Origin of the sequence: Streptomyces nitrosporeus, assembly GCF_008704555.1 — a bacterium.
Lineage (GTDB): Bacteria > Actinomycetota > Actinomycetes > Streptomycetales > Streptomycetaceae > Streptomyces > Streptomyces nitrosporeus.
On the sequence record NZ_CP023702.1, the window covers coordinates 5,761,964 to 5,783,532 of the forward strand.

Annotated in this window: 20 protein-coding genes and 1 riboswitch; of the genes, 9 read left to right on the plus strand and 11 right to left on the minus strand. The window is 74.0% G+C overall.

Going from position 1 to position 21,569, the window contains the following annotated elements; genetic code table 11:
- Window position 1: 1 nt before the first annotated feature.
- Window positions 2-268, minus strand: coding sequence for a sulfur carrier protein ThiS (thiS, locus tag CP967_RS25420; RefSeq protein WP_150490202.1), 267 nt, complete (start codon window positions 266-268; stop codon window positions 2-4).
- The gene (gene thiO / locus CP967_RS25425; RefSeq protein WP_150490203.1) at window positions 265-1,503 is read right to left on the minus strand and encodes a glycine oxidase ThiO; all 1,239 of its coding nucleotides are present in this window, start codon (window positions 1,501-1,503) and stop codon (window positions 265-267) included. The genes thiS and thiO overlap by 4 nt, the downstream gene beginning before the upstream one ends.
- Window positions 1,501-1,614, minus strand: a riboswitch (TPP riboswitch). Its footprint overlaps the gene before it by 3 nt.
- A 52-nt stretch (window positions 1,615-1,666) precedes the next feature.
- On the opposite strand from thiO, the gene CP967_RS25430 reads away from it, so the two are divergent.
- The 6 genes from CP967_RS25430 (at window position 1,667) to CP967_RS25455 (ending at window position 6,665) form a co-directional block, all read left to right on the plus strand.
- Window positions 1,667-2,008, plus strand: coding sequence for an avidin-fold protein (locus tag CP967_RS25430; RefSeq protein WP_150490204.1), 342 nt, complete (start codon window positions 1,667-1,669; stop codon window positions 2,006-2,008).
- Between the two features lie 59 nt (window positions 2,009-2,067).
- Window positions 2,068-3,288, plus strand: coding sequence for an NAD(P)/FAD-dependent oxidoreductase (locus CP967_RS25435; RefSeq protein WP_150490205.1), 1,221 nt, complete (start codon window positions 2,068-2,070; stop codon window positions 3,286-3,288).
- A gap of 124 nt (window positions 3,289-3,412) precedes the next feature.
- Complete coding sequence (locus CP967_RS25440; RefSeq protein ID WP_150490206.1) at window positions 3,413-3,778, plus strand: Rv2175c family DNA-binding protein; 366 nt, start codon at window positions 3,413-3,415, stop codon at window positions 3,776-3,778.
- Window positions 3,779-3,910: 132 nt separating this feature from the next.
- On the plus strand, window positions 3,911-4,561 hold the full coding sequence (gene thiE, locus CP967_RS25445; protein WP_150490207.1) for a thiamine phosphate synthase: 651 nt from the start codon (window positions 3,911-3,913) through the stop codon (window positions 4,559-4,561).
- A gap of 224 nt (window positions 4,562-4,785) precedes the next feature.
- Window positions 4,786-5,703 carry a methylenetetrahydrofolate reductase [NAD(P)H] gene (gene metF / locus CP967_RS25450; RefSeq protein ID WP_150490208.1) on the plus strand — a complete coding sequence of 306 codons (918 nt, stop codon included), beginning with the start codon at window positions 4,786-4,788 and terminating at the stop codon, window positions 5,701-5,703.
- Between the two features lie 47 nt (window positions 5,704-5,750).
- On the plus strand, window positions 5,751-6,665 hold the full coding sequence (locus CP967_RS25455; RefSeq protein WP_150490209.1) for a hypothetical protein: 915 nt from the start codon (window positions 5,751-5,753) through the stop codon (window positions 6,663-6,665).
- Window positions 6,666-6,750: 85 nt separating this feature from the next.
- On the opposite strand, the gene CP967_RS25460 is transcribed toward CP967_RS25455, so the two are convergent.
- The 5 genes from CP967_RS25460 to CP967_RS25480 form a co-directional block, all read right to left on the minus strand.
- Window positions 6,751-8,244 (minus strand): phytoene desaturase family protein, encoded by a 1,494-nt coding sequence (locus CP967_RS25460; protein ID WP_150490210.1) that lies wholly within the window; start codon window positions 8,242-8,244, stop codon window positions 6,751-6,753.
- A 31-nt stretch (window positions 8,245-8,275) separates the two neighbouring features.
- Complete coding sequence (locus CP967_RS25465) at window positions 8,276-8,893, minus strand: DUF4126 domain-containing protein (protein WP_150490211.1); 618 nt, start codon at window positions 8,891-8,893, stop codon at window positions 8,276-8,278.
- A 502-nt stretch (window positions 8,894-9,395) separates the two neighbouring features.
- Window positions 9,396-10,004, minus strand: a complete 609-nt coding sequence (locus CP967_RS25470) for a TetR/AcrR family transcriptional regulator (protein ID WP_150490212.1) — start codon at window positions 10,002-10,004, stop codon at window positions 9,396-9,398.
- 29 nt (window positions 10,005-10,033) lie between these two features.
- Entirely contained in the window at window positions 10,034-12,121 is a 2,088-nt protein-coding gene (locus CP967_RS25475) for a YhgE/Pip family protein (RefSeq protein ID WP_150490213.1), read from the minus strand.
- Entirely contained in the window at window positions 12,093-13,076 is a 984-nt protein-coding gene (locus CP967_RS25480) for an ATP-binding cassette domain-containing protein (protein ID WP_150490214.1), read from the minus strand. The genes CP967_RS25475 and CP967_RS25480 overlap by 29 nt, the downstream gene beginning before the upstream one ends.
- A gap of 168 nt (window positions 13,077-13,244) precedes the next feature.
- On the opposite strand from CP967_RS25480, the gene CP967_RS25485 reads away from it, so the two are divergent.
- The 3 genes from CP967_RS25485 (at window position 13,245) to CP967_RS25495 (ending at window position 15,378) form a co-directional block, all read left to right on the plus strand.
- On the plus strand, window positions 13,245-13,766 hold the full coding sequence (locus tag CP967_RS25485; RefSeq protein WP_150490215.1) for an SAV_6107 family HEPN domain-containing protein: 522 nt from the start codon (window positions 13,245-13,247) through the stop codon (window positions 13,764-13,766).
- A 153-nt stretch (window positions 13,767-13,919) separates the two neighbouring features.
- Window positions 13,920-14,678, plus strand: a complete 759-nt coding sequence (locus CP967_RS25490; RefSeq protein WP_150490216.1) for a class I SAM-dependent methyltransferase — start codon at window positions 13,920-13,922, stop codon at window positions 14,676-14,678.
- Between the two features lie 301 nt (window positions 14,679-14,979).
- Window positions 14,980-15,378 (plus strand): DUF3040 domain-containing protein, encoded by a 399-nt coding sequence (locus CP967_RS25495; RefSeq protein ID WP_150490217.1) that lies wholly within the window; start codon window positions 14,980-14,982, stop codon window positions 15,376-15,378.
- Between the two features lie 299 nt (window positions 15,379-15,677).
- Here the strand turns inward: CP967_RS25495 and CP967_RS25500 are convergent, their stop codons facing one another.
- The 4 genes from CP967_RS25500 to CP967_RS25515 all read right to left on the minus strand — a co-directional run bounded on the left by CP967_RS25500 (window position 15,678) and on the right by CP967_RS25515 (window position 21,318).
- Window positions 15,678-18,101 carry a transglutaminase TgpA family protein gene (locus tag CP967_RS25500; protein ID WP_150490218.1) on the minus strand — a complete coding sequence of 808 codons (2,424 nt, stop codon included), beginning with the start codon at window positions 18,099-18,101 and terminating at the stop codon, window positions 15,678-15,680.
- Entirely contained in the window at window positions 18,098-19,462 is a 1,365-nt protein-coding gene (locus CP967_RS25505) for a DUF58 domain-containing protein (RefSeq protein WP_150490219.1), read from the minus strand. Before CP967_RS25505 ends, CP967_RS25500 begins: the two co-directional genes overlap by 4 nt.
- On the minus strand, window positions 19,462-20,502 hold the full coding sequence (locus tag CP967_RS25510) for an AAA family ATPase (RefSeq protein WP_150490220.1): 1,041 nt from the start codon (window positions 20,500-20,502) through the stop codon (window positions 19,462-19,464). Before CP967_RS25510 ends, CP967_RS25505 begins: the two co-directional genes overlap by 1 nt.
- 255 nt (window positions 20,503-20,757) lie before the next feature.
- A complete protein-coding gene (locus CP967_RS25515) occupies window positions 20,758-21,318 on the minus strand; it encodes a beta-class carbonic anhydrase (RefSeq protein WP_150490221.1) in 561 nt (186 codons plus the stop codon).
- Window positions 21,319-21,569 lie beyond the last annotated feature (251 nt).

Here is a 21,569-nt window from a genome sequence, read left to right on the forward strand (position 1 = left end):
GTCAGCCCCCCTGGACCGCGGTGAGGACCTCGACACGGTCGCCCCCGGCGAGCACCACGGAGGACCACCGGCCCCGGGGCACGACCGTCTCGTTGAGCGCGGCGGCGACACCGGAGTGCGCGGAGGTCAGGGTCGCGACCAGGGCCTGGAGCGAGGTTCCGGCGGACACCGTCCGCCGCTCCCCGTTGACGAGGACGGGGACGGACCCGGGTGCGGACGCGGACGTGGGTGCGGACGCGGACGTGGGAGGGGCTGCGGACTCGGTCATACGGTCTGCTCCTGGTGCGTGCGGTCGGAGGCGGAAGCGCTGCCGGAGGCGGAGGTGCCGCCGGAGGTGCCGGACAGCGGGGCGCCGGGGGAGGGGGCGAAACGGTCCGGCCCGAACGGGCGGGCCACCTCGGGCAGTTCGCCCGTGGCCAGTACCTCGCCCATCACGTCGCCCGTGACGGGCGTCAGCAGCACCCCGTTGCGGTGGTGGCCGGTCGCGAGGTGCAGCCCCGGCAGCCGGGCCGGACCCAGCAGGGGGGCGTTGTCCGGGGACGCGGGGCGCAGCCCCGCCCGGCTCTCGGTCAGCGGCAGCTCCGTGATGCCGGGCACCAGCTCATGGGCGTCACGCAGCAGTTCGTAGACCCCGCCCGCCGTGACCGTGGTGTCCCAGCCCATCTCCTCGGTGGTGGCGCCGACGACCAGCTCGCCGTCGGCACGCGGCACGAGATAGACATGGCTGCCGCGCACCAGGGCCCGTACGGTCCGGCTGAGGAAGGGCGCGTACACGGGCGGGATCCTCAGCCGCAGCACCTGCCCCTTGACCGGCCTGACCGGCACCGCCACGGACGCCGGCAGTCCGGGCAGCCGGCCGCTGCGGCTCCCGCCCGCCAGCACCACCTGGTCCGCGGCCAGTTCCGTACCGTCGGCCAGCACCCCGCCGGCGGCCCGGCCGCCCGACACCGTCAGCCGCTCCACCCACGCCCGGCGGAAGGCCACCCCGGCCCGCTCGCACGCGACGACCAGCGCCGAGGCCAGCCGCCTCGGGTCGATCTGGTGGTCGCCGTCGGCCCGCAGCCCGCCGCGCACACCGGGCGCCAGCATCGGCTCCAGCCGGCGGCACTCACGGCCGCTCAGCCACTGCGAGTCCAGCCCCGACCGCTGCTGGAGCGCGTGCAGTTCCCGCAGATGGGCGCGGTCGTCGGAGTCCAGCGCCACCGACAGGGTGCCGCAGGTACGGAAGCCGGTGCCCTGCCCGCTCGCCTCCTCCAGCTCGGCCACGAACGCCGGATAGCGCCCGGCCGAGGCGAGGTTGAGGCCGAGCAGCGCCTGCTCGCCGTAGTGCAGTTCGGTGACGGCCGCCAGCATCCCGGCCGCCACCCCGGCGGCGCCGCCCCCGGGCTCCGGGTCGGCCACCGTCGTACGCAGACCCCGCTGCGCCGAACGCCAGGCCGTGACCAGGCCGATGATGCCGCCGCCGACCACCAGGACGTCGGATCCGTCCTCGGAGAAACGCATGGGCTTCCAGCCCCTCCCTTCGCCGGCATGACCCGGATCAGGTTGTTGACGGTCGGAGGCCGGCCAGCCTCCCTCTCAGCCCGGTCCGTCCGGGCTCCCGCGAGTGCCTTACGTTGGCCACCCTAAGCCCCCGTCCCCGCCCACCGGCAAGGGAGTCTCCACCATGGCCCGCTCACTCGACGGACTCGTCCTCTCGCCCGTCGCCGACCAGGCGCCCGGCCAGGTCGGCACCAGGACCCGCTTCACCTACCACGAGCGGGACGGCCGGATATGGGCCGAGTACGCGGGCGGCGACGTCGTGCGGGGCCACCTCGTGGGCACCCGTGAGGCGGACACCCTCGACTTCCGGTACGTCCAGCTCAAGCAGGACGGCACGACCTCCAGCGGCCACTGCCGCTCCACCGTCACCGAACTCGCCGACGGGCGGGTGCGGCTGGACGAGCGCTGGGCCTGGGAGTCCCAGGAGGGCAGCGGGACCAGCGTGGTGGAGGAGCTCCCGGCCTGACGTGCCGCCGGCCGAGGCGGTCCGGCGGACCCGGGCCGGGCAGCCCTTAGGGTGGGCGGGTGAGCGAGCAGACGCAGGAACGGCAGCCGCACCACGTCGTGGTCGCGGGCGCGGGCATGGCGGGCGTGCAGACGGCGCTCGCCCTGCGCGAACAGGGGTTCACGGGTGCCGTCACCCTGATCGGCGCCGAACCCCACCGGCCCTACGACCGGCCCCCGCTGTCCAAGGCGGTCCTCCTGGGCAAGGCCGAGGACTCCGCGTTCGACGTGGACTTCGAGGCCCTGGACATCACCCTGCGCCTCGGCGTGGAAGCGACCGGGCTGCGCGCCGCCGCACACGAACTGGACACCGGGCAGGGGCCCGTCGCCTACGACACCCTGGTCGTGGCCACCGGCGCCGGGCCCGTCGTCCTCCCCGGTACGGAAGGCGCGCCGGACGTCCACCTGCTGCGCACCCTCGACGACGCCGCACGGCTGCGGCCCGTCCTGGACCGGGGCCACGACGTGGTGGTCGTCGGAGCCGGCTGGATCGGCGCCGAGTTCACCACTGCGGCCCGCGCCGCCGGCTGCGCCGTCACCGTCGTCGAGGCGGCCGGCCGGCCCCTCGCGGGCGCCCTGCCCGCGGAGGTGGCCGCTCCCATGGCCGCCTGGTACGCCGAGAGCGGGGCCCGGCTCCTCACCGGCGCCCGGGTCGCCCGTGTCGAACCCGGCGCCGTCCACCTCGCGGACGGCCGGACGGTCCCCGCCGGAGCCGTCGTCGTCGGCATCGGCGCCCGGCCGGCCACCGGCTGGCTGACCGGTTCCGGGATCGCCCTCGGACCGGACGGCTCGGTCACGGCCGACGCCGCCCTGCGCACCTCGCTGCCCGACGTGTACGCGGTCGGCGACTGCGTCTCCTTCCCCTCCGCCCGCTACGGCGAACGGCTCGCCGTCCACCACTGGGACAACGCCCTCCAGGGCCCCCGCACGGTCGCCGCGGACATCGTCGACGGCCGGGCGCCGGCCTACGACCCGGTGCCCTACTTCTGGTCCGAGCAGTTCGGCCGCTTCGTGCAGTACGCCGGCCACCACACCGGCGCCGGCACCCTGCTGTGGCGCGGAAGCCCCGACGACCCGGCCTGGACCGCCCTCTGGCTGCGCGAGGGCGTCCTCGCCGCCGTGCTGGCCGTGGGCAGGCCGCGGGACCTGACACAGGGCCGCAAGCTGATCGAGGCGGGGGCGGCCGTCGATCCGGTGACGGCCGCCGACCCCTCCGTACCGCTGAAGTCGGCGAGGCGGTAAGGGGCGGCCGGCGCCGTCCCGGGCCGTGGTCCGCCGCGCGGCTCCCCGCGGGCACCGCCCGGCACGCGCCCCGGACAGTCGGCCCGGCTACCGGCTGACGGTCCAGGATGGCAGGCTTGTCCCCGTGACCGAGATTGACGCAAAGACCGATGCTCTCGTCCCCGCCTGGCTCCACCTTCCCGACATCGCCGAAATGCTCGGTGTCGAGGTGACGCGCGTACGGCAGCTGGTCAAGGAAGGCCAGCTCATCGCCGTACGCCGTGGTGAGAACCGGGCGCTCCAGGTGCCCGCCGCCTTCATCGACGGCGACAAGGTGGTCAAGGGCCTCTCGGGGACCCTGACCCTCCTGAGGGACGACGGCTACTCCGACGAAGAGATGCTGGAATGGCTCTTCACCCCCGACCCGACCCTGCCCGGGACCCCCGCCCAGGCACTGAGCGAGAATCGCGGTACGGAGGTGAAGCGCCGGGCCCAGGCGCTCGCCGTCTGACCGGACGGCCGTGACAGGGGCGCGGGCCGTGGCTCCCACGGCCCGCGCCCCGCTGTCCACCGGCCGTCCCCGCCCCGGCCCGCCGGCACACCGCCGGGCGGGCCACCGACACACCCACGGGGGGAACTCCTCATGTCCACGCCTCGCAGCCGGCTGGCCGGCGCCCGGCTCTACCTCTGCACGGACGCCCGCAAGCGGCAGGGCGACCTCCCGGAATTCCTGGACGCCGTGCTCTCCTGCGGCGTGGACATCGTCCAGCTGCGGGACAAGGGCATGGAGGCGGCCGAGGAACTCGACCACCTCGCCGTGTTCGCCGACGCCTGCGCGCGCCACGGGAAGCTCCTCGCCGTCAACGACCGGGCCGACGTCGCCCACGCGGCCGCCTCCGACGTGCTCCACCTCGGACAGGGCGACCTCCCCGTGCCCGCCGCCCGCGCGGTCATCGGCGGTGACACCGTGATCGGCCGCTCCACGCACGCGGAGGCGGAGGTCGACGCCGCCGTCGCCGAGGACGGCGTCGACTACTTCTGCACGGGCCCCTGCTGGCCCACCCCCACCAAGCCCGGCCGGTACGCGCCGGGCCTCGGCCTGGTCCGGTACGCCGCCTCGCTCGGTACGGCCCGCCCGTGGTTCGCCATCGGCGGAATCGACGCGGACAACCTCGACGAGGTCCTCGACGCGGGAGCGCGCCGGATCGTGGTCGTACGGGCGATCACCGAGGCGGAGGACCCCGCGGCCGCCGCCGCCGGGCTGGCGGAGCGGATCGCGGCCCGCCCGCTCTGACACGGCCCGCCCGCTCCGGCCCGTCCGCCCGCACCGCCCCCCGCCGCCGGTGTCCTGCCCGTCGGCACCGCCTGCCGTCCGCGCCCGGTCCGCCCCGCCCGGTACCCGGTACCCGGTCCACGGATACCGGTCCGGGTGTCCGAAGGATGGACAAGAACCGCATCATCGAGGACAAAACGGTCCGTCCGGTTGGGGTACCGCCGAGCCCTGGTTAACCTCGCGTCATGGCCCTTGGTACAGCTTCCACCTGGACGGATCACGCGCGCACCGTGCGTGAGATGCTCGCGTCGGGCAAGACGTCGTACTCCTTCGAGTTCTGGGCGCCCAAGACCGAGAAGGGTGAGCGGAACCTCTGGAACGCGCTGCGCCGGGTCGAGGCGGTGCGCCCCACCTTCGTGTCGGTGACGTACGGGGCGGGCGGCTCCACACGGGCCGGGACGGTGCGGGCGACCCAGCAGATCGCCGCCGACTCCACCCTCACCCCGGTCGCCCACCTCACCGCGGTCGACCACTCCGTCGCCGAACTGCGCAACATGATCGGGCAGTACGCGGACGCGGGCATCCGCAACATCCTCGCGGTGCGCGGCGACCCGCCGGGCGACCCGATGGGCGAGTGGGTCGAACACCCCGAAGGCGTGCGGTACGCCGCCGACCTCGTCCGGCTCATCAAGGAGTCCGGCGACTTCTGCGTGGGCGTCGCGGCCTTTCCCGAAATGCATCCCAGGTCGGACGGCTGGGACGCGGACATCCGCCATTTCGTCGACAAGTGCCGGGCCGGCGCGGATTACGCGATCACCCAGATGTTCTTCCAGCCGGAGAGCTATCTCCAGATGCGTGACCGGGTGGTCGCCGCGGGTTGCGAAACCCCGGTCATTCCCGAGGTCATGCCCCTGACCAGCGTCCGGCAGCTGGAGAGATTCGCGAAACTCAGCAACGCGTCCCTGCCTTCTTCACTGAAAGACCGCATCCTCGCAGCCGAGGACGATCCGGCCGCTGTACGCTCCATTGGCATCGAGTTCGCAACGGAGTTCTGCGCGAAGCTGCTCGCCGAGGGTGTACCGGGCCTGCACTTCATCACGCTCAACAACTCGACGGCAACGCTCGAGATCTACGAGAATCTCGGACTGCACAAGCAGTCCTGACCGGCCGTACCCGCCACCGACCGGGGCGGCCGCAGGAGGGGGCGGGCGTGGGCTGGACGGTCCTCTACATCGCATTCGGCGTTGTGGCGCTGTGGCTGCTGGGCGAGGTACTGCTGCAGTACAAGGCGCGGTTGCGCTGGAGGCTGCTGGCCTTCAGCGGCTTCCTCGGCGTGGTCATCGGGGTGCTGGTCCCCTCCGTGCCGGTGATCGCCCTCGGGACGATCGCCTTCGCGACAGGCCAGACGTATGTGACGCTCTCCTTCCGGCGGGGCTTCTCCACCGGCTGGGCGATCGGCGGCAACCCCGGGGCGAGCCGCCGGCGGCGCGGGGCCGGGGAACCCGCCGTACGGCAGCCCACCCTGGAGGTCACCGGCGTCGAGTACCAGGAGCACACGCCGGCCGCAGCCGCGGAGGATCCCTTCCCCGCGGTCCACGAACCGCAGCCGATGCCCGACGACACCGGGCAGTACGGCGTCTACACGGACGCGGCCCGGGAGCCGTACGGCACTCACGCCGACGGCCGGGGCCAGGACGGCTACGACGGCCGGAACAGCTACCCGGGCCAGGAGTCCTACCAGGGCCAGGAGTCCCACCAGGACGAGAGGCCCTATCAGGACCAGGGCGGATACGCCGCCGCGGGCGCCTACGGCCAGGACTACGGGCCCCCCCGCCAGGAGGACCCCGCCCACGCCGGTTCCCCCGCCCCGGCCGGCGCCGGGGGGTACCCCGCGTACGACGGTTACGGCAACGGCGGTGACCACGGCTACGGTTACGGTTACGACGGCAGCGGCTACGGCGGACAGCAGCAGCACGCCGACCCCTACGCCGGGCAGTACGCCTCCGACACCCCGCCGGGCGGGGTCTGGGTGCCGCACCAGCGCGAGAGCGGGCAGTACCCTCCGCTCCCGCCCGAAGCACCGGCTCCGTACGGCAACGGCTACCCCACCGGCTACTCCGGCTGACGGACGGACGGGCGGACGCCGCCGTCCGGACGGTGTCCGGGCGGCCACGGTCCGGGGGACGGGGCAGGAGCCGGGGTCCGGGCGGTCAGCGGGAGCCGCGGAAGCCGTCACCCTCCACGACGAGGCCGGCGACCAGGGCGCCCGACATCCCCGCGTGGGCCGGTCCGCCGCCCGGATGCGCCCAGCCGCCCGCCAGGTACAGACCCGGCAGCGCCGTGCGGTTGCCCGGGAGCAGGAAACCGCCGGACGCCCCGGCCAGCGCGGGGGCAGGCACCGACCCCCCGGCCGCACCGGTCTCCGCCTCGGTCTCGGCCGGGGTACGGATCTCGGTACGGAGTATCCGCTCGCCCAGGCCGGGCACCGCCCGGGAGGCCCGCGCGGCCAGCACCCCGGCGTACCGCTCGCGCAGCGCCGGGTCCGTCCAGTCCACCGGGCCGTGCGGGGCGACCGTCGCCGTGAGGGTCACCGCCTCGTGCGCCTCGTCGGGGCGGGTGGCGGGATCGTCCGGGCGCACCACGGTCACCGTCGGGCACTCCGCGACCCGCCCCCCGAACACGGCGTCCTGCTCGGCCGGCCCGTCCTCGGTGTGCACCACGGTGCGGTGCACCGCACCGGCGTCCCGGGCGCCGCGCAGCGACAGCATCACCACGAAACGCCCCGGCGTCCGCGCCGGTGCGGCGTCCGGGTGCCCGGCCGTCCCCGGTGCCAGCTCCGGGGACGGCCGGGCACCGACGACGACATGGCCGGCCTCGGCGGTCGTCCCGTCGGCCAGTTCGACGCCCGCCGCCCGGCCGTCCTTCTCCACGGTCCGCACCACCTCGGCGCCGAAGACGAACTCCACCCGGCGGGCCAGGCACCGCTCGTACACCGCGTCGGCGAGGGCGCGCATGCCCCCGGCGACGTACCAGCTGCCGAAGGTCTGCTCCATGTAGGGCAGGAGAGCCGCGGCCGCCGGAGCGCGGCGCGGGTCCAGGCCGTACGACAGGGCGTACCCGTCCAGGAGGGCCGCGAGGCGGGGATCGGACAGCTCCCACGCACCGATCCCGGCGAGGGTGGACGCCTGCCGGGGGGAGCGCAGCACCCGGCGGCGGCGCACCGCCGGGTAGGGGTCCCGGGCGAGGACCCCGGGGTCCTCGGGCAGCGGCTCCTCCAGCAGGGGCCTGCGCGACCGGTCCCAGGCGGTGCCCGCCCGGTCCAGGAAGCCGGCCCACCGGGCACCGGCGCCCGCGCCGAGGGCCCCGTCCAGCGCACCGGTGACTCCGGCACGGCTGGCGTTCGGCAGGGACACCACGGTGCCGTCCGCGAAGAGATGGCGGCTCGCCGGGTCGGCCTGGGTGAGCGTGACACACCGCTCCAGCGGCTCCTTGCCCGTCTTCACGAACAGGTCGCGGTAGACCGCGGGCAGGTGCAGCAGTGAGGGACCGGTGTCGAAGACGAAGCCGTCCCGGGCATGCCGCCCGAGCGAACCGCCGTACGTCCCCGAGCGCTCGTACACCGTCACCCGGTGGCCTGCCACGGCGAGCCGGGCAGCGGCCGCCATCGCGCCCAGTCCGGCGCCGATCACCGCAATTCGTGCCATGCCAGTGACCTTAAGGGGTGCCGCCGACAGCTCATCCGGGAGGCCGGTACCCCGCGGTCCCGGCCGGCCGGCGGGCCTCGCGCCGCCGCGCCCTCCGGCGCAGGAACCTCCTGATGCGCGAGGCGAGGAGGACCACGACGGCGATGCCGGCCAGCAGCAGGGCCCCGGCGACCACCGCGGCCGCGACCGGGTGGAACACGGCGAAGACGATGACCGCCGCGACCCCGAGATCCTCCGCGACGCTGACACCGATGTTGCTGAAGGGCTCAGGCGAGGTGTTGACGGCCATCCTGGTACCGGCCTTGACCAGATGGCTGACCAGCGCCGTCGACCCGCCGACCGCGGCGGCCGCGAGCTCCGGCAGTGAGCCGCTCCCGCCCGCCAGCAGCGCGGCGACCACCGCACCCGACAGCGGGCGCACCACCGTGTGCACGGCGTCCCAGACCGAGTCCACGTACGGGATCTTGTCGGCCACCACCTCGCACAGGAAGAGCACGCCGGCCACCACCAGCACGTCGGTGCGCTGGAGCGCTTCGGGCACCTCGTCGGACAGGCCGGCCGCACCGGACACGCCGAGGAGCAGGATCACCGCATAGGCGTTGATCCCGCTCGCCCAGCCGCTCGTGAAGACCAGGGGGAGTACGGACACGGACGTGATCGTAGCCAGCCGGGACGGGGCGCGGGTGAGGACGGGAGCGCCGTTCTGAGTACCCCTACTCAGACCCGCGGATGAGTACGGCAGCGGATGGGCCCCCGCCCGGGCGGGCGGAAGAGTGGGGGACACGGAAAAGGCACGGCGCCCGGACCGCCGGCACGGGGCGGCGGAACGGGCGCCGTACCCGGACGTGACGGGGGCGCAGGACGGCAGGCCCGGGGACCACGGGGGAACGAGGTCACGGGGGAGGGCCCGCCGGACCGTACAGGACACCGGGCCGGTGGTCACCGAGGGGGATTCGGTGACCACCGGCCCGGCGTCCGTGTGCGTCCGGGGCGGCCGTTCCGTGGCCGCCGAGGCGGGGACGTTCCGCGACCGCTCCACCGGGCCGTTCCGTGACCGTCCCTGTGGGGCTGTTCCGTGTGGGGCTGTTCCGCGATCGTCCCGGCGGTCGCTCCGCCGGGCGGGCCCGGCCACGGCCCGCACGCGGCAGCCGTCAGCGCCCGCTGACGCGTCCGTGCAGCAGCAGGGAGAGAGCCGAGTGCACGTCGTCGAGCGTGCGTTCGGGCTGGAAGGCCTGCCAGTCGAGAGCCGCCACCAGCACCATGCCGACGAGGGCCGCGGCAGTGAGCTGCACGTCGATCTCCTCGCTCAGCTCACCGCCCGCCACCCCCTCCCGGAGCACTTCCTCCACCACGGCGACGGCCTCCTGGCGCAGTACCAGGAGGGTGGACTGCCAGGCCCGGTTGGTGCGCCACAGCTCGGCCACGTACAGCTGGGTGAAGGCCGGGTAGCGGTCGATGAACACCAGACCGGCCCGGATCATCGCGTCCAGTGCCTCCACCCGGCTGCCGCCGCGGGCCCCGGTCTCCGTCGCGGCGGAGCGGAGCGACTGGGTGAGCAGGCCCACCCCGTGCCGCAGCAGTTCCTCGAAGAGCTCGGTCTTGCTCTTGAAGTTGTAGTAGACCGTGCCCTTGGCGACCCCGGCGCGATCGGCGATCTCGTCCACCGTCGTCGCGGAGAACCCCTTCTCCGCGATGAGGGTCACCGCCGCCTCGTAGAGTTTCTGCCGGGTCGCCCGGCGACGCGTGCTGCTGCTGTCCATGTCCCCGATTCTCACAGGTCCCGCCGTGCTCACAGGCTGAGCTCCGGGTGCAGCCGGGACGGCGTCCACATCTGCTTGCGGCGGGCTGCCAGGGCGGTCAGCGCCAGAGCGGCCGCGGTGAAGGCCGCCAGCACCGCGCAGGCCTGCCAGACCGGGCCGGGGTCCCCGCCCGTGATCAGCCGGCGCAGCCCCTCCACGACGTAGGTCATGGGCAGGTAGGGATGGATCGCCCCGAAGAAGCCCGGGCTGGTCTGGACGGGGTAGGTGCCCCCGGCCGAGGTCAGCTGGAGCATCAGCACCGCCAGCACCAGAATCCGGCCGGCCGCCCCGAACCGGGCGTTGAGCCACTGCACGATCGCGGCGAAACAGCAGGTCACCAGGGACAGGAAGCCGATCGTCCCGGCCGCGTGGGCCATCTCCAGACCCAGCCGCCAGTGCAGCACGGACATCAGGGCGACGACCTGGAGCAGCCCTATCGCGGCGACCGGCAGCCAGCCCGCGAACGCGATCCGCCAGGCCGGGGCCCCCGCCGCGAGCGCCCGCCGGTTCAGTGGCTGGACCAGCATGTACGCCACCATCGCGCCCACCCAGAGGGAGAGCGGGATGAAGTACGGGGCGAAACCGGTCCCGTAGTCCGGTGCCGCGTGCAGGGACGAGGAGGCCAGCCGGACGGGGTCGGCCATGACACCGGTGCGGGCGTCGCGGTCCTTCTCGTCGTAGTCGGGGATCTCGCCGGCACCGTCGTTCAGCCCCTGGGCCAGGGTCGCCGAGCCGTCGCTCAGCCTGTACAGCCCCTCGTCCAGGTCGCCGGCGCCCGTCCGCAGCTTCTTCAGCCCGGCGTCGACGTCCCCGGCACCGGTCTTCGCGGTACCCAGGCCGGTGCGGAGCGCGCCCGCACCCTCGGCGACCCGCTGCGCCCCGCTGTCGAGGGCGTCGATCTTCGCCACGGCCGTCTCCAGATCGGTGTCCAGGTGCGGCGCGCGCTCGGCCAGGGCGTTCGCCTGCTTCTCCAGGGCGGCCAGCCGGGTGCGCAGCGCGGCGAGGTCCCCGTTCCCGTCGGAGACCAGCGCGCTGACGCCGTCGGCGACCGCCGCCACCTCCGAGGCCGCCTCCACGGCACGCCCGAGCTGCGGGCACACGGCGGGGTCGGGCGGTGTGTCCCCCTCGCAGCGGGACCGGTGGACCCCGGCCAGGTCGTCGTACGCGGTGTGCGCCGCCGCCGAGGCCGTCGGGGCCGCCTCCACGAGCAGACCGAGGTTCTCCCGCACCGCCTTCGAGGAGTCGGCGACCAGCCGGGCGGTGTCCCCGATCGCCTTGCCGCCGTCCTTCAGGAACGGCCGTACGCCGGCGGCGGCCCGGCCGGCCTCCCCGGCCAGCGCGCGGGTGCCGTCGGCGACCTGCCGGGAGCCGGTGGCGAGGTCACCCGCCCCCTGGTCCAGCTTCTCGAGGCCCTCGGCCAGCCGGCCGCTGCCGGACTCGGCCTCCTTGAGCCCCGCGACGAGGTCCTCGGAGCCCTTCTTCGCCCGGGTGATACCGCTTTCGAGGTCGTCGGCGCCCTCGGCGGCCTTCTCCGTGGCGTCGTGGATGCCGGAGAAACTGATGAAGATCCGGTCCAGGAAACCGCGCGATGCGCGGGTGGAGGCGGCGCTGCGGACCTCGGCGAACACCGTCCGGGATATCTGCCCGACGATGTAGTTGTTCGCGTCGTTCGTACGGACCTGGAGGGCGCCGGCCGCGGGGGAGTCCCCGCTGCTGGACGCGATCCGCTCGCTGAAGTCGGACGGCACGGTCAGCGTGAGGTAGTAGGTGCCGTCCTCCAGCCCCCGCTCGGCCTCGTCCCGGCCCACCCGGTGCCAGTCGAAGACCTTCGAGGCGAGGAGCCTCTTTGAGATCTCCTCCCCGGCCGCCAGCCGTTCGCCGTCGGCACTCGCGCCCTTGTCGTCGTTGACGAGCGCCACGGGGATGCGGTCGAGCCGGCCGTACGGGTCCCAGAACGACCAGAGGTAGAGCGCTCCGTAGAGGAGGGGCAGCAGGAGGAGCGCCACCAGGGCGGCGCGCGGCAGCCGCCCCCTGCCGAAACGCCTCAGCTCAAGCGCGGCCAGTCCCGGCGATCGCATCGTCCGCCCCCTTCCCGTCCGCCGCCGTGGCCGTGCCGCCGTTTCCGGTCGTGGTGCCGTGCCTGGTCGTGGTGCCGTCCTCGGTCGTGGTGCCGTTTCCGGTCGTGGTGTTGTGCCCGGTCGTGGTCCCGTGCCCGGCTGTACCGTCGTCCCCGGCCGTACGGTCGTCCCCGGTCGTCCCGTCGTCCCCGGCCGTCCTGCCGTCCGCCTCGCCGGTCCTGTCCGCGGCCGTGTCCTCATGCGGGGCGGTGGTGTCCCGGGACCCGCTCCCGGTGCGTACGGTCAGCACGTCTTCGGGGGCCTCGCTGCACACCGCGAGCACCGTGGTGCCGCCGTCCGCGACGGAGCGCAGCAGGGCCCAGGCATCGGCCCGTTCGGCGGCGGACAGCTTGAGGTCGGTGTCGTCGACGGCGAGCAGCCGCGGGCGGCCCATGAGGGCCAGCGCCAGGGAGAGCCGCAACGCCTCCAGCCGCTCCAGGTCCCGGACCGGGGTGCGCTCGGCCTTGGGGAGGGCGGCGGGGTCCAGACCGACGGCGTCCAGAGCCTCCTCCACCGAGGCCCGTACGGCGGCGCGCGCCGCGCGGGGCCGGAACAGGGCGCTCGGCGAACCGTCGAAACGGCGCCGCAGCAGGGCCCGCTCGCGGAGGTGCTCGGCGACCGTGAACGCGGGATCGAGTTCGTTGACTCCCGGGACCGGGCCCAGAGCGCTGATCGCCCGGACCGCGCCGGCCCGCCGGGGCAGAGGCAGTCCGTCCACCTCGGCACGGCCCCGGCCGGCACGCATCCGGCCGGTGAGTGTCAGCAGCAGACAGGTGCGCCCCGATCCGGACGGCCCTTCGACGGCCACGAGCGAGCCGGGAGCCGCCGTCAGGGACACCCTCTGGAAGACCCACCCCCGGGGTCCCTTCAACCCGAGGTCCCCGGCGCTCACCGCCGCTCCTCGCGCACTCTCCACGGCCTGCCCCATTCTTTTGAACTGACTGGTCAGTGCAAAAAAGTAGCGGCCCTGGACACGGAAGGCAAAACCGCAGACCAGGGCCGGTTTCAGGTGGATTGTCAGTGGGGGCCGTCACGATGGACACATACGGCTACGCAGCCGTCACCCGACGACAGGAGGTTCGTCATGGCCAGCTCGTCCGCAGCCGCCGCACCGCGGCGCCGCGCAGGCAGCCCTGCCCCCTCACTGACCGGTCCGGCAACCGACGTCCACCCCGTACCCCGCCGTGCCGCGGCGCCCCCCGCAGCCCTCGACCTGCTCGCCCTGGCCCGCGACGGCCTCGAAGAAGCCCGCGGGCTCGACGTGCCCAACGAGCGGTACGCCACCGCACACCTCGCGGCCCTGCGTACCGCGGCCGCGGTGCTCGCCGCCCGCGCGCGGCCGGAGGCCGGCGGACGCCGCCGGGAGAAGATCCGCAGCGCCTGGGAGGTCCTCCCCGAAGTCGCGCCGGAACTCGCCGAGTGGAGCGCCCTGTTCGCCTCCGGAGCCGAGCGGCGGGCCCGCGCCGAAGCCGGTATACAGGGCGCCGCCGACCACCGGGACGCCGACGGACTGCTGCGCGACGCGGCCCTGTTCCTGCGTCTGGTCGAGCGGCTGCTGGTCCTCCGGCCGGTCCTCCCGCGCCAGCCCCGGGACCGGCCGGCGTAGCGGCAGCCGGACGGCGGAGGCGTGCCCGGAGGCCGGTGCCGGCCACGGGTGACCTGGGCGGCGGCGGGAGGCAATAGGGTGGAGAGCACCGAACCACCTGCACCGTTCACGCTCCGCCGTCCGTGGCGGCACCGTGCCGAGGAGTCAACTGCCGTGTCGGACCAGCTGCGCCCCCGCGCCTCCCTCCGTACCGCCGTGGTCTGGGAGGTCCTCAAGGACGCCCTCGAACGCCGCGTCGAGGCGACCGGCAGGGATGCCCTGGACGTACTGGACACCGGTGGCGGCACCGGGAACTTCGCGGTGCCCGTGGCCCGGCTCGGCCACCGGGTCACCGTCGTCGACCCCAGCCCCAACGCCCTCTTCGCCCTGGAGCGCCGGGCCGCCGAAGCGGGGGTCGCCGACCGGGTCCGCGGTGTCCAGGGCGACATCCTGGGCCTCTTCGAGGTGGCGGACCGCGCCGGATACGACGCCGTGCTGTGCCACGGCGTCCTGGAATACGTCGACGACCCCGCCGAAGGCGTACGGACCGCGGCCGGCGCACTGCGCCCGTCGGGTGCGCTCAGTCTCCTCGGCGCCGGTCTCGGCGGCGCCGTCCTGGCACGGGCCCTCGCCGGGCACTTCGCGGAGGCCCGCCAGGCGCTCCAGGACCCGTCGGGACGCTGGGGCGAGGGCGACCCGGTGCCGCGCAGGTTCACCGCGGAGCAGCTGACCCGCCTGGTGGAGGCCGCCGGGGTGGAGGTGGGCGCCGTGCACGGGGTGCGCGTCTTCGCCGACCTGGTCCCGGGTGCCCTGGTCGACGCCGAACCGGGCGCGATGGAGGCACTGCTGAGCCTTGAGGCGGCCGTCGCGGAACTGCCCTCCTTCCACGCCGTGGCGACCCAGCTGCACGTTCTCGGCGAGAAGCGCGCCTGACACCCCGCACCGGGAGGCCGGGGCAGGGCCGGAGAACGGCCGCAGCGTTGCTGATCAGCAACGCAGCCGCAGACGGAGTAGCGTCCGGAACACCCGATCGGGGCTCCGGCCCCGTATGATCGGGTGACACCATCCGGCATGACGGATCGGAGGTCGGGGAATCTACGCCTCAGCAGCCGAGCCGGCATGACGGTCCGGACTGGCTAGGGCTAGAGGGCGGGTTTCACGGGGGCGAATCCCTGCCTATCCTGGAAGGGCCGCATAACGGTCGCCCCCCGCGGCCGACGACGAGGAGGACTCCGTGCCGCTCTCGGAGCACGAGCAGCGCATGCTCGAGCAGATGGAGCGAGCGCTGTACGCCGAAGATCCCAAGTTCGCGACAGCGCTTGAGGGAAGCGGGCTGCGCAGGTACACCCGGCGACGGGTCTACCAGGCGGTGGCCGGTTTTCTGGTGGGTATCGCGCTCCTCATGGCCGGAATGGTCGCCCAGCAGATCTGGATCAGCGTGGTGGGGTTCCTCGTCATGCTGGGCTGTGCCGTGCTGGCGGTCACCGGATGGCGCAAGGCGCCCAAGCCAGGTGAGCAGCAGCAGGCAGGGAGCGGGGGAGGCGGCGACAGCCCGCATCCCCGGCAGCGTCGCTCGGTGATGAACCGGATCGAGCAGCGGTGGCAGCGACGCCGGGACGAACAGGGCCAGTGAGCGTGGCACCGCCTCGGCGGTGCCGGCCGGTCCCCGCGCTCGGGCCGTGCTTCACACTTCACGGGTGAGGGGCGGACGCATCTGCGTCCGCCCCTCACCCGTGCGCGGGCTCTCGGTGCCCACCGGCCGGCCCGCGCGGCCGGGCACGGGCCACGCCCGCACCCGCTCGCCGCGTCCCCTCCTTCCGAGAGCCCCGGACAAGGGGTGGGCCCGGCTCACGGGGTCGGCCCCCGGCGTGGGGTGGAAGGAGCGCCGTCCCCGCCGCCGGGGAGACGGGCCCCTCACCCCGCCCGACGACCTCAGACCCGGGCCCGCGGGGGGCGCAGACGGGCGGTGAGGGCGGCCCAGCGGCCCCGGCCGCCCGTACGGTCCGCCCAGCGCCGTGACAGCCGGGCCCGCAGGTCGGAAAGGGCCCACACCACCCGGACGGCCGAACGCGGTGCGAACGTCGCACGCAGCCGGGCCGCCCGCCCGGCGGAGGCGCGCAGCCCGGCCCGTACCGCCGCCACATCCTCGAAGAGCCCGCCCGCCGCCCGGGGGCGCGGCGCGTACAGCACCTGTTCCACCGCGCCCGCCAGCCGGTGGACCGCCTCGGCCGCGCTGGTGTCCAGCTCACCCAGCCGGACGATCCGTGCCGCCGTCCCGCGGGGCGTCGCCGAATCGTCCGGTGCCACCCCGTGGTCCCAGGCGGTGTCGACGGCCTCCCGCCAGGCGGCCAGGACCCTGGCCGCCGTGTCGGCCGGCGCACGGCCCCGTGAGACGCCCAGCCTGCGCGAGCGCGCCCGCAGCCGCCAGAGCAGAGGGAGGAACGGCAGTGCGAGCACCACCAGACCGCCGAGCGTCCACAGGACGATCCTGCCCACCGGCGCCCCGGGGTCCCCGGAGGCCAGGGCGCCCGGAGCCGTGGACTCACCGCACTCACCCAGGCGCCGGCTCTGCTCCGGACAGGTCTCCGACGCCGACGGGGCGTCGGACGGCGTCGCGGTGACGTCCTGCGAGGGCTGCTCCGGAGCGTCGGCCCCGTCGGAGGGAGCCTGCGGCAGTGCGTACGACGGTGTGCTGCCCCGGGACGGGGTCGGCTCGAAACGGGTCCAGCCCACGCCCTCGAAGTACAGCTCCGGCCAGGCGTGCGCGTCCTTCAGCCCGACCGTCATGGAGCCGTCGCCCTTGGCCGTGCCCGGGGTGAAGCCCACCGCCACCCGCGCGGGGATCCCCAGCGTCCTGGCCATCGCCGCCATCGTGAACGAGAAGTGGACGCAGAAACCCTCCCGGTCCCTCAGGAAACGCTCGATCGCCGCCGTACCCGTGCCCGACGTCACCGTCGTGTCGTAGCGGAAACCGCCCTCGGAGGCGAACCAGTCCTGGAGCCTCACCGCCCGCTCGTAGTCGTTGCGGGCGCCCTCGGTGACCTCCTCGGCGGTCCGCAGGACCACATCGGGCAGCGAGCCGGGGACCCGGGTGTACTCACTCGCCAGATCCGAACGCGGTGCCATCGCGCGGGCGAGCTGGCCGGCCGTCGGCATCACCGTCAGGCTGCTGACCTCGTAGTTCACGCCGCGCGTCGTCTGGCCGTCGTCCCCGACGAGGGTGCGCCCCTCCGGTTCGTACCGCCAGCGGCCCTCGACGTCCACCGCGCTCGCCGGGTACGGCATCGGCAGGTACGTCTGCGCGTACGAACCGGCCGCCGAGAAACTCGTCCTGACCTCGGCCACGGGAACGTCATGGCCAAGCCCGGCGGGCTGGGGGAGCCGCTCCGGGACGTCCCGCAGCCGGCGCGTCGAGGACTTCCACTCGCTTCCGTCGAACCGGTCCAGGGCCAGGATGCGGATGTAGAAGTCCTGCGGGGAGGGGGAATCGGTGCGGTAGGTCATGACCTCCCGGTCGACCGGCTGGTTGAGGTTGTTCTGCAGCGAGACCAACGGGTTCACGGCGGAGATCGTGCCTCCGCCGCCACCCCGGCCCGTGCCGCCGCCCCCGCCGTCCAGCAGCCCGCCGTCCAGCGCGGGGAGCGCCGCGGGTACGACGAGCGCGACCCCCAGGGCCACCGCCCCGATACGTCGGCCGGTACGGACCGGGGCACGCCCCGCCCCCTCCAGGCCGGCCACCAGACCGCCCGGACCGCGGGAGGCCCCGCCGAAGACCCGGCCCCAGCCCGACAGCCGGTCCCGGCCCTCGGCCAGCAGGAGGAGCAGATATCCGCAGGCCGCGAGCAGGAACCAGAGCCGGCCCGCACCCTCGTCCGCGAGCCCCGCCGCGACCGAGTAGAGCGCCAGCAGCGGCAGTCCCGCCGGGGCGGCGCTGCGGAAGGTCACCGCGAGGACGTCGACGGCCAGCCCTATCAGCAGCACCCCGCCGACCAGCATCAGCGAGATGCCGTCCGTCGCCGGTGCCGGGATCGCGTACCGGCCCACGTCGTCGGAGCCCGCCGCCAGCAGCTCGAAGAGCCACCGGACGGCCTGCGGACCGGGCACCGCACCGAACAGGGCGTACTCCCGGGCGAAGGCCACGGTCAGCAGGAGCACCGTCGCCAGCATCTGCAGACAGACCGTCAGGAACCGGGCCGGCGACAGCCACCGGACCAGCACCCCCACCGCGCTCTGGACCGCCAGCAGGAACGCGGCCTGCACCAGCCACCGCGAGCCCTCCACCAGGGGCAGCAGAGCGCCCGACGCCATCAGCGTCGCCGCCCACGCACACAGCGCCAGCCGGATCCGCCCGCTCACGACCATCCCCCCGAGAACCCCGTCGTACCGGGCAGCGCGCCCGAACGCGCCTCACCCGCCTCCCGCCACACCTGCGCGAGACCGGCACCGGGCGGCACCCGCACCGCTGTCCAGCCCGCCTCCCGCAGCAGCCGCAACGAGTCATCGGTACCGGAACCCGGAGCCCCGGTTCCGCCGGCCCGCCCCCAGTCGGCGCCGCTCAGCACGAACGCGACGGCCGCGCCGCTGCGCTGCCGCATCCGGGCGGCCACCGCCGCCTGCTCCGGGCCGAGATCACCGAAGAACGCCACCAGCAGCCCCTCGGCGCTGCCGCGCAGCACGTCGTGGGCCCGGGAGAGACCGCCTCCCGAGGAGTGCCCGACGACGGCGAGCGAGTCCATCATCACACCCGCCGCCTCCGCGGACTCCTGGGCCGACGCCGCGAAACCGTCCGCGCTCCCGTCCGGGACGGCCCTCCCGTCGTCCGTCAGCAACCGCACCGCGAAGCCGCGCTCCAGCATGTGCACCAGGGCCGACGCCGCGCCCGACACCGCCCATTCGAAGGCCGAGTCCGGACCCGCCCCCTCGTACGCGATACGCCGGGTGTCCAGCAGTACCGTGCACCTGGCCCGCTGCGGCTGTTCCTCGCGGCGCACCATCAGCTCGCCGTACCGCGCGGTGGAACGCCAGTGCACCCGGCGCAGGTCGTCGCCGTGGCGGTAACCGCGCGGAATGATGTCGTCCTCACCGGCCAGCGCCAGGGAGCGCTGCCTGCCGTCGCCGTACCCGGACGCCTCACCCGCCAGCCGCAGCGTCGGCAGGGGCTCCGTGCGCGGCACGACGACCAGCGTGTCGTACGCGCTGAAGGACCGGGTCAGCTCGCACATACCGAACGGGTCGCTCAGCCGCAGCTGCAGCGGTCCGAGCGGGTACCGGCCCCGCAGGTCCGAGCGCACCCGGTAGGACACCTCGCGGCTGCCGCCCGGCTCCACCCGGTCCAGCACGAAGCGGGGCCGGGGGCCCAGGACGTAGGGCACCCGGTCCTGGAGCATCAGCAGTCCCGTGGGCAGCCGGGAGACGTTGTCCGTACGCAGGTGCACCCGCGCCTCCGAGCCCGCGGGCACCCGGGACGGCGCCAGCCGCCGGCTCCCCGCGACCCGGTAGCGGGTGCGGTAGAGCACCGTCACACAGACCAGCGGCAGCACCGCCAGCAGCAGCCCGACCCGCAGCAGGTCCCCCTGCCCCAGCACATAGGCGCAGACCGCGGCGGCGACGCCCGCGGCGAGGAAGGACCGGCCCCGGGTCGTCAGCCCGCCCAGGGCCGCCCGCAGCCCGCCCTTGCTCTCCCTGCTGTCGACGGGGCCCGGCGCCCCGGCCGCCATCACGGCCGCCGTACGCCGGGCTGCCGGCCGTACACCGGGCCACCCGGCTGCGGCGGGGCGGCGGCCGGGACCGCGCCGGACGCCGGAACGGGCGTGCGCTGCAGGATGTCCAGCACCACCTGCTCCGCCGTCCGGCGGTTGAGCTGGGCCTGAGACGTCGGCAGCAGCCGGTGCGCGAGCACCGCGACGGCCAGGGCCTGGACGTCGTCGGGCAGGGCGTAGTCGCGGCCCGACAGGGCCGCCGACGCCTTGGCCGCCCGCAGCAGGTGCAGGGTCGCGCGGGGCGAGGCCCCCAGCCTGAGCTCCGGATGATGCCGGGTCGCCGCCACCAGCTCCACCGCGTACCGGCGCACGGACTCCGCCACGTGCACGGTGCGCACCGCGTCGATCAGCTTCACGATGTCGTGGGCGTGCGCCACCGGCTGGAGGTCGTCCAGCGGTGAGAACCCGCCGTGCACGTCGAGCATCCGCAGCTCGGCCTCGGCACTGGGGTAGCCGATCGACACCCGGGCCATGAAACGGTCGCGCTGCGCCTCGGGGAGCGGGTAGGTGCCCTCCATCTCCACCGGGTTCTGGGTGGCCACCACCATGAAGGGGTCGGGCAGTTCGTAGGTCCGGCCGTCGATCGTGACCTGCCGCTCCTCCATCGACTCCAGGAGCGCGGACTGGGTCTTCGGCGACGCGCGGTTGATCTCGTCACCGATCACGATCTGGGCGAAGATCGCGCCGGGTTTGAACTCGAAGTCGCGGCGCTGCTGGTCGAAGATCGACACCCCCGTGATGTCCGAGGGCAGCAGATCCGGAGTGAACTGGATGCGCCGCACCGAGCAGTCGATCGACCGGGCCAGCGCCTTGGCCAGCATGGTCTTTCCGACGCCCGGCACGTCCTCGATGAGGAGGTGCCCCTCCGCGAGCAGTACGGTCAGCGAAAGCCGTACGACCTCGGGCTTGCCCTCGATCACACCCTCGACCGACCTGCGCACCCGCTCCGCGGTGGTCGTCAGATCCGTGAGGCTCGCTCGATCGTCATAGGTCGTCACCCGGCCCTCCTCGGCCCCTTGTGCACGGGCCGGCTGCACCGCAGATGCCCGGCCCCGCCCCGAAATACGGACACTCCCCGGAGGACCCGGAAAGACGTCTCACCCGCATTCTTGTTGCCGTTACCGCTTCGTGTCACTCGCCTGTGGACAACTGGGGGCGAAATGTCGGGTCTGGATCGTATGTCGAGGTGGGCGGGGGTGGCCTGTGGAAATCCGGGGGACCCGGAAGGGCCCCCCGGAGCGGCCGGAGCCCGCTCAGGCGGCGGGGTCGATCTCGCGCAGCAGACCGGTGGTCACGTCGAAGACGAAACCGCGGATGTCGTCCGTGTGCAGCAGGAACGGCGAGGTGCGGACCCGCTGCATCGACTGGCGCACGTCCTGCTCGGCGTCCGTGTACGCCTCCACGGCCCAGACCGGCCGCTGTCCGACCTCGCGCTCCAGGTCCTGGCGGAACTCCTCGGTGATGCTTTCCAGACCGCAGTTGGTGTGGTGGATGAGGACGATGCTGCGGGTGCCGAGCGCCCGCTGGCTGATCGTCAGGGACCGGATGACGTCATCGGTGACGACGCCCCCGGCGTTGCGGATGGTGTGGCAGTCGCCGAGCTCCAGACCGAGGGCGGCGTGGAGGTCGAGGCGCGCGTCCATGCACGCGACCACGGCGACCTGGAGCACGGGCCGTGCGTCCATGCCGGGATCGGTGAACTTGTCCGCGTAGTTCGAGTTGGCCCGGACGAGCCGGTTGATGACCTTATCGGGATGAGACGTGTCCGAAGCGGAGGAATCGGTCTCGACGGAAGGGTTCGCGGAAGTCGACATGGTTATGAAGGTAGTCCTCGCCATAGCCGGTGACGTGTGAAGGAAGGGGACAAAGAACAACAACGAGACTTGTTGTGAGCTAATCCACAAGCCTCACAGGCACTCACCCGTCCGGGTGATCCGCCGGCGGGCGGCGGGCCGTGCGACGCGCTGCCCGGTTCGTTGATCGGGAATCGATCCGGTGGCAGGGTGGACTAAAGTGACACGAAGTTACCGACACGCCCGCACATTGTGCAGCTTTCTGCATGTTT

What these genes read in the sequence shown, in the direction of transcription:
- CP967_RS25460 (WP_150490210.1), bottom strand. Translation starts at nt 8,244, where the DNA reads ATGGCACGAATTGCGGTGATCGGCGCCGGACTGGGCGCGATGGCGGCC.
- CP967_RS25485 (WP_150490215.1), top strand. Translation starts at nt 13,245, where the DNA reads ATGGCCAGCTCGTCCGCAGCCGCCGCACCGCGGCGCCGCGCAGGCAGC.
- thiO (WP_150490203.1), bottom strand. Translation starts at nt 1,503, where the DNA reads ATGCGTTTCTCCGAGGACGGATCCGACGTCCTGGTGGTCGGCGGCGGC.
- CP967_RS25515 (WP_150490221.1), bottom strand. Translation starts at nt 21,318, where the DNA reads ATGTCGACTTCCGCGAACCCTTCCGTCGAGACCGATTCCTCCGCTTCG.
- thiS (WP_150490202.1), bottom strand. Translation starts at nt 268, where the DNA reads ATGACCGAGTCCGCAGCCCCTCCCACGTCCGCGTCCGCACCCACGTCC.
- CP967_RS25505 (WP_150490219.1), bottom strand. Translation starts at nt 19,462, where the DNA reads ATGGCGGCCGGGGCGCCGGGCCCCGTCGACAGCAGGGAGAGCAAGGGC.
- metF (WP_150490208.1), top strand. Translation starts at nt 4,786, where the DNA reads ATGGCCCTTGGTACAGCTTCCACCTGGACGGATCACGCGCGCACCGTG.
- thiE (WP_150490207.1), top strand. Translation starts at nt 3,911, where the DNA reads ATGTCCACGCCTCGCAGCCGGCTGGCCGGCGCCCGGCTCTACCTCTGC.
- CP967_RS25475 (WP_150490213.1), bottom strand. Translation starts at nt 12,121, where the DNA reads ATGCGATCGCCGGGACTGGCCGCGCTTGAGCTGAGGCGTTTCGGCAGG.
- CP967_RS25470 (WP_150490212.1), bottom strand. Translation starts at nt 10,004, where the DNA reads ATGGACAGCAGCAGCACGCGTCGCCGGGCGACCCGGCAGAAACTCTAC.
- CP967_RS25430 (WP_150490204.1), top strand. Translation starts at nt 1,667, where the DNA reads ATGGCCCGCTCACTCGACGGACTCGTCCTCTCGCCCGTCGCCGACCAG.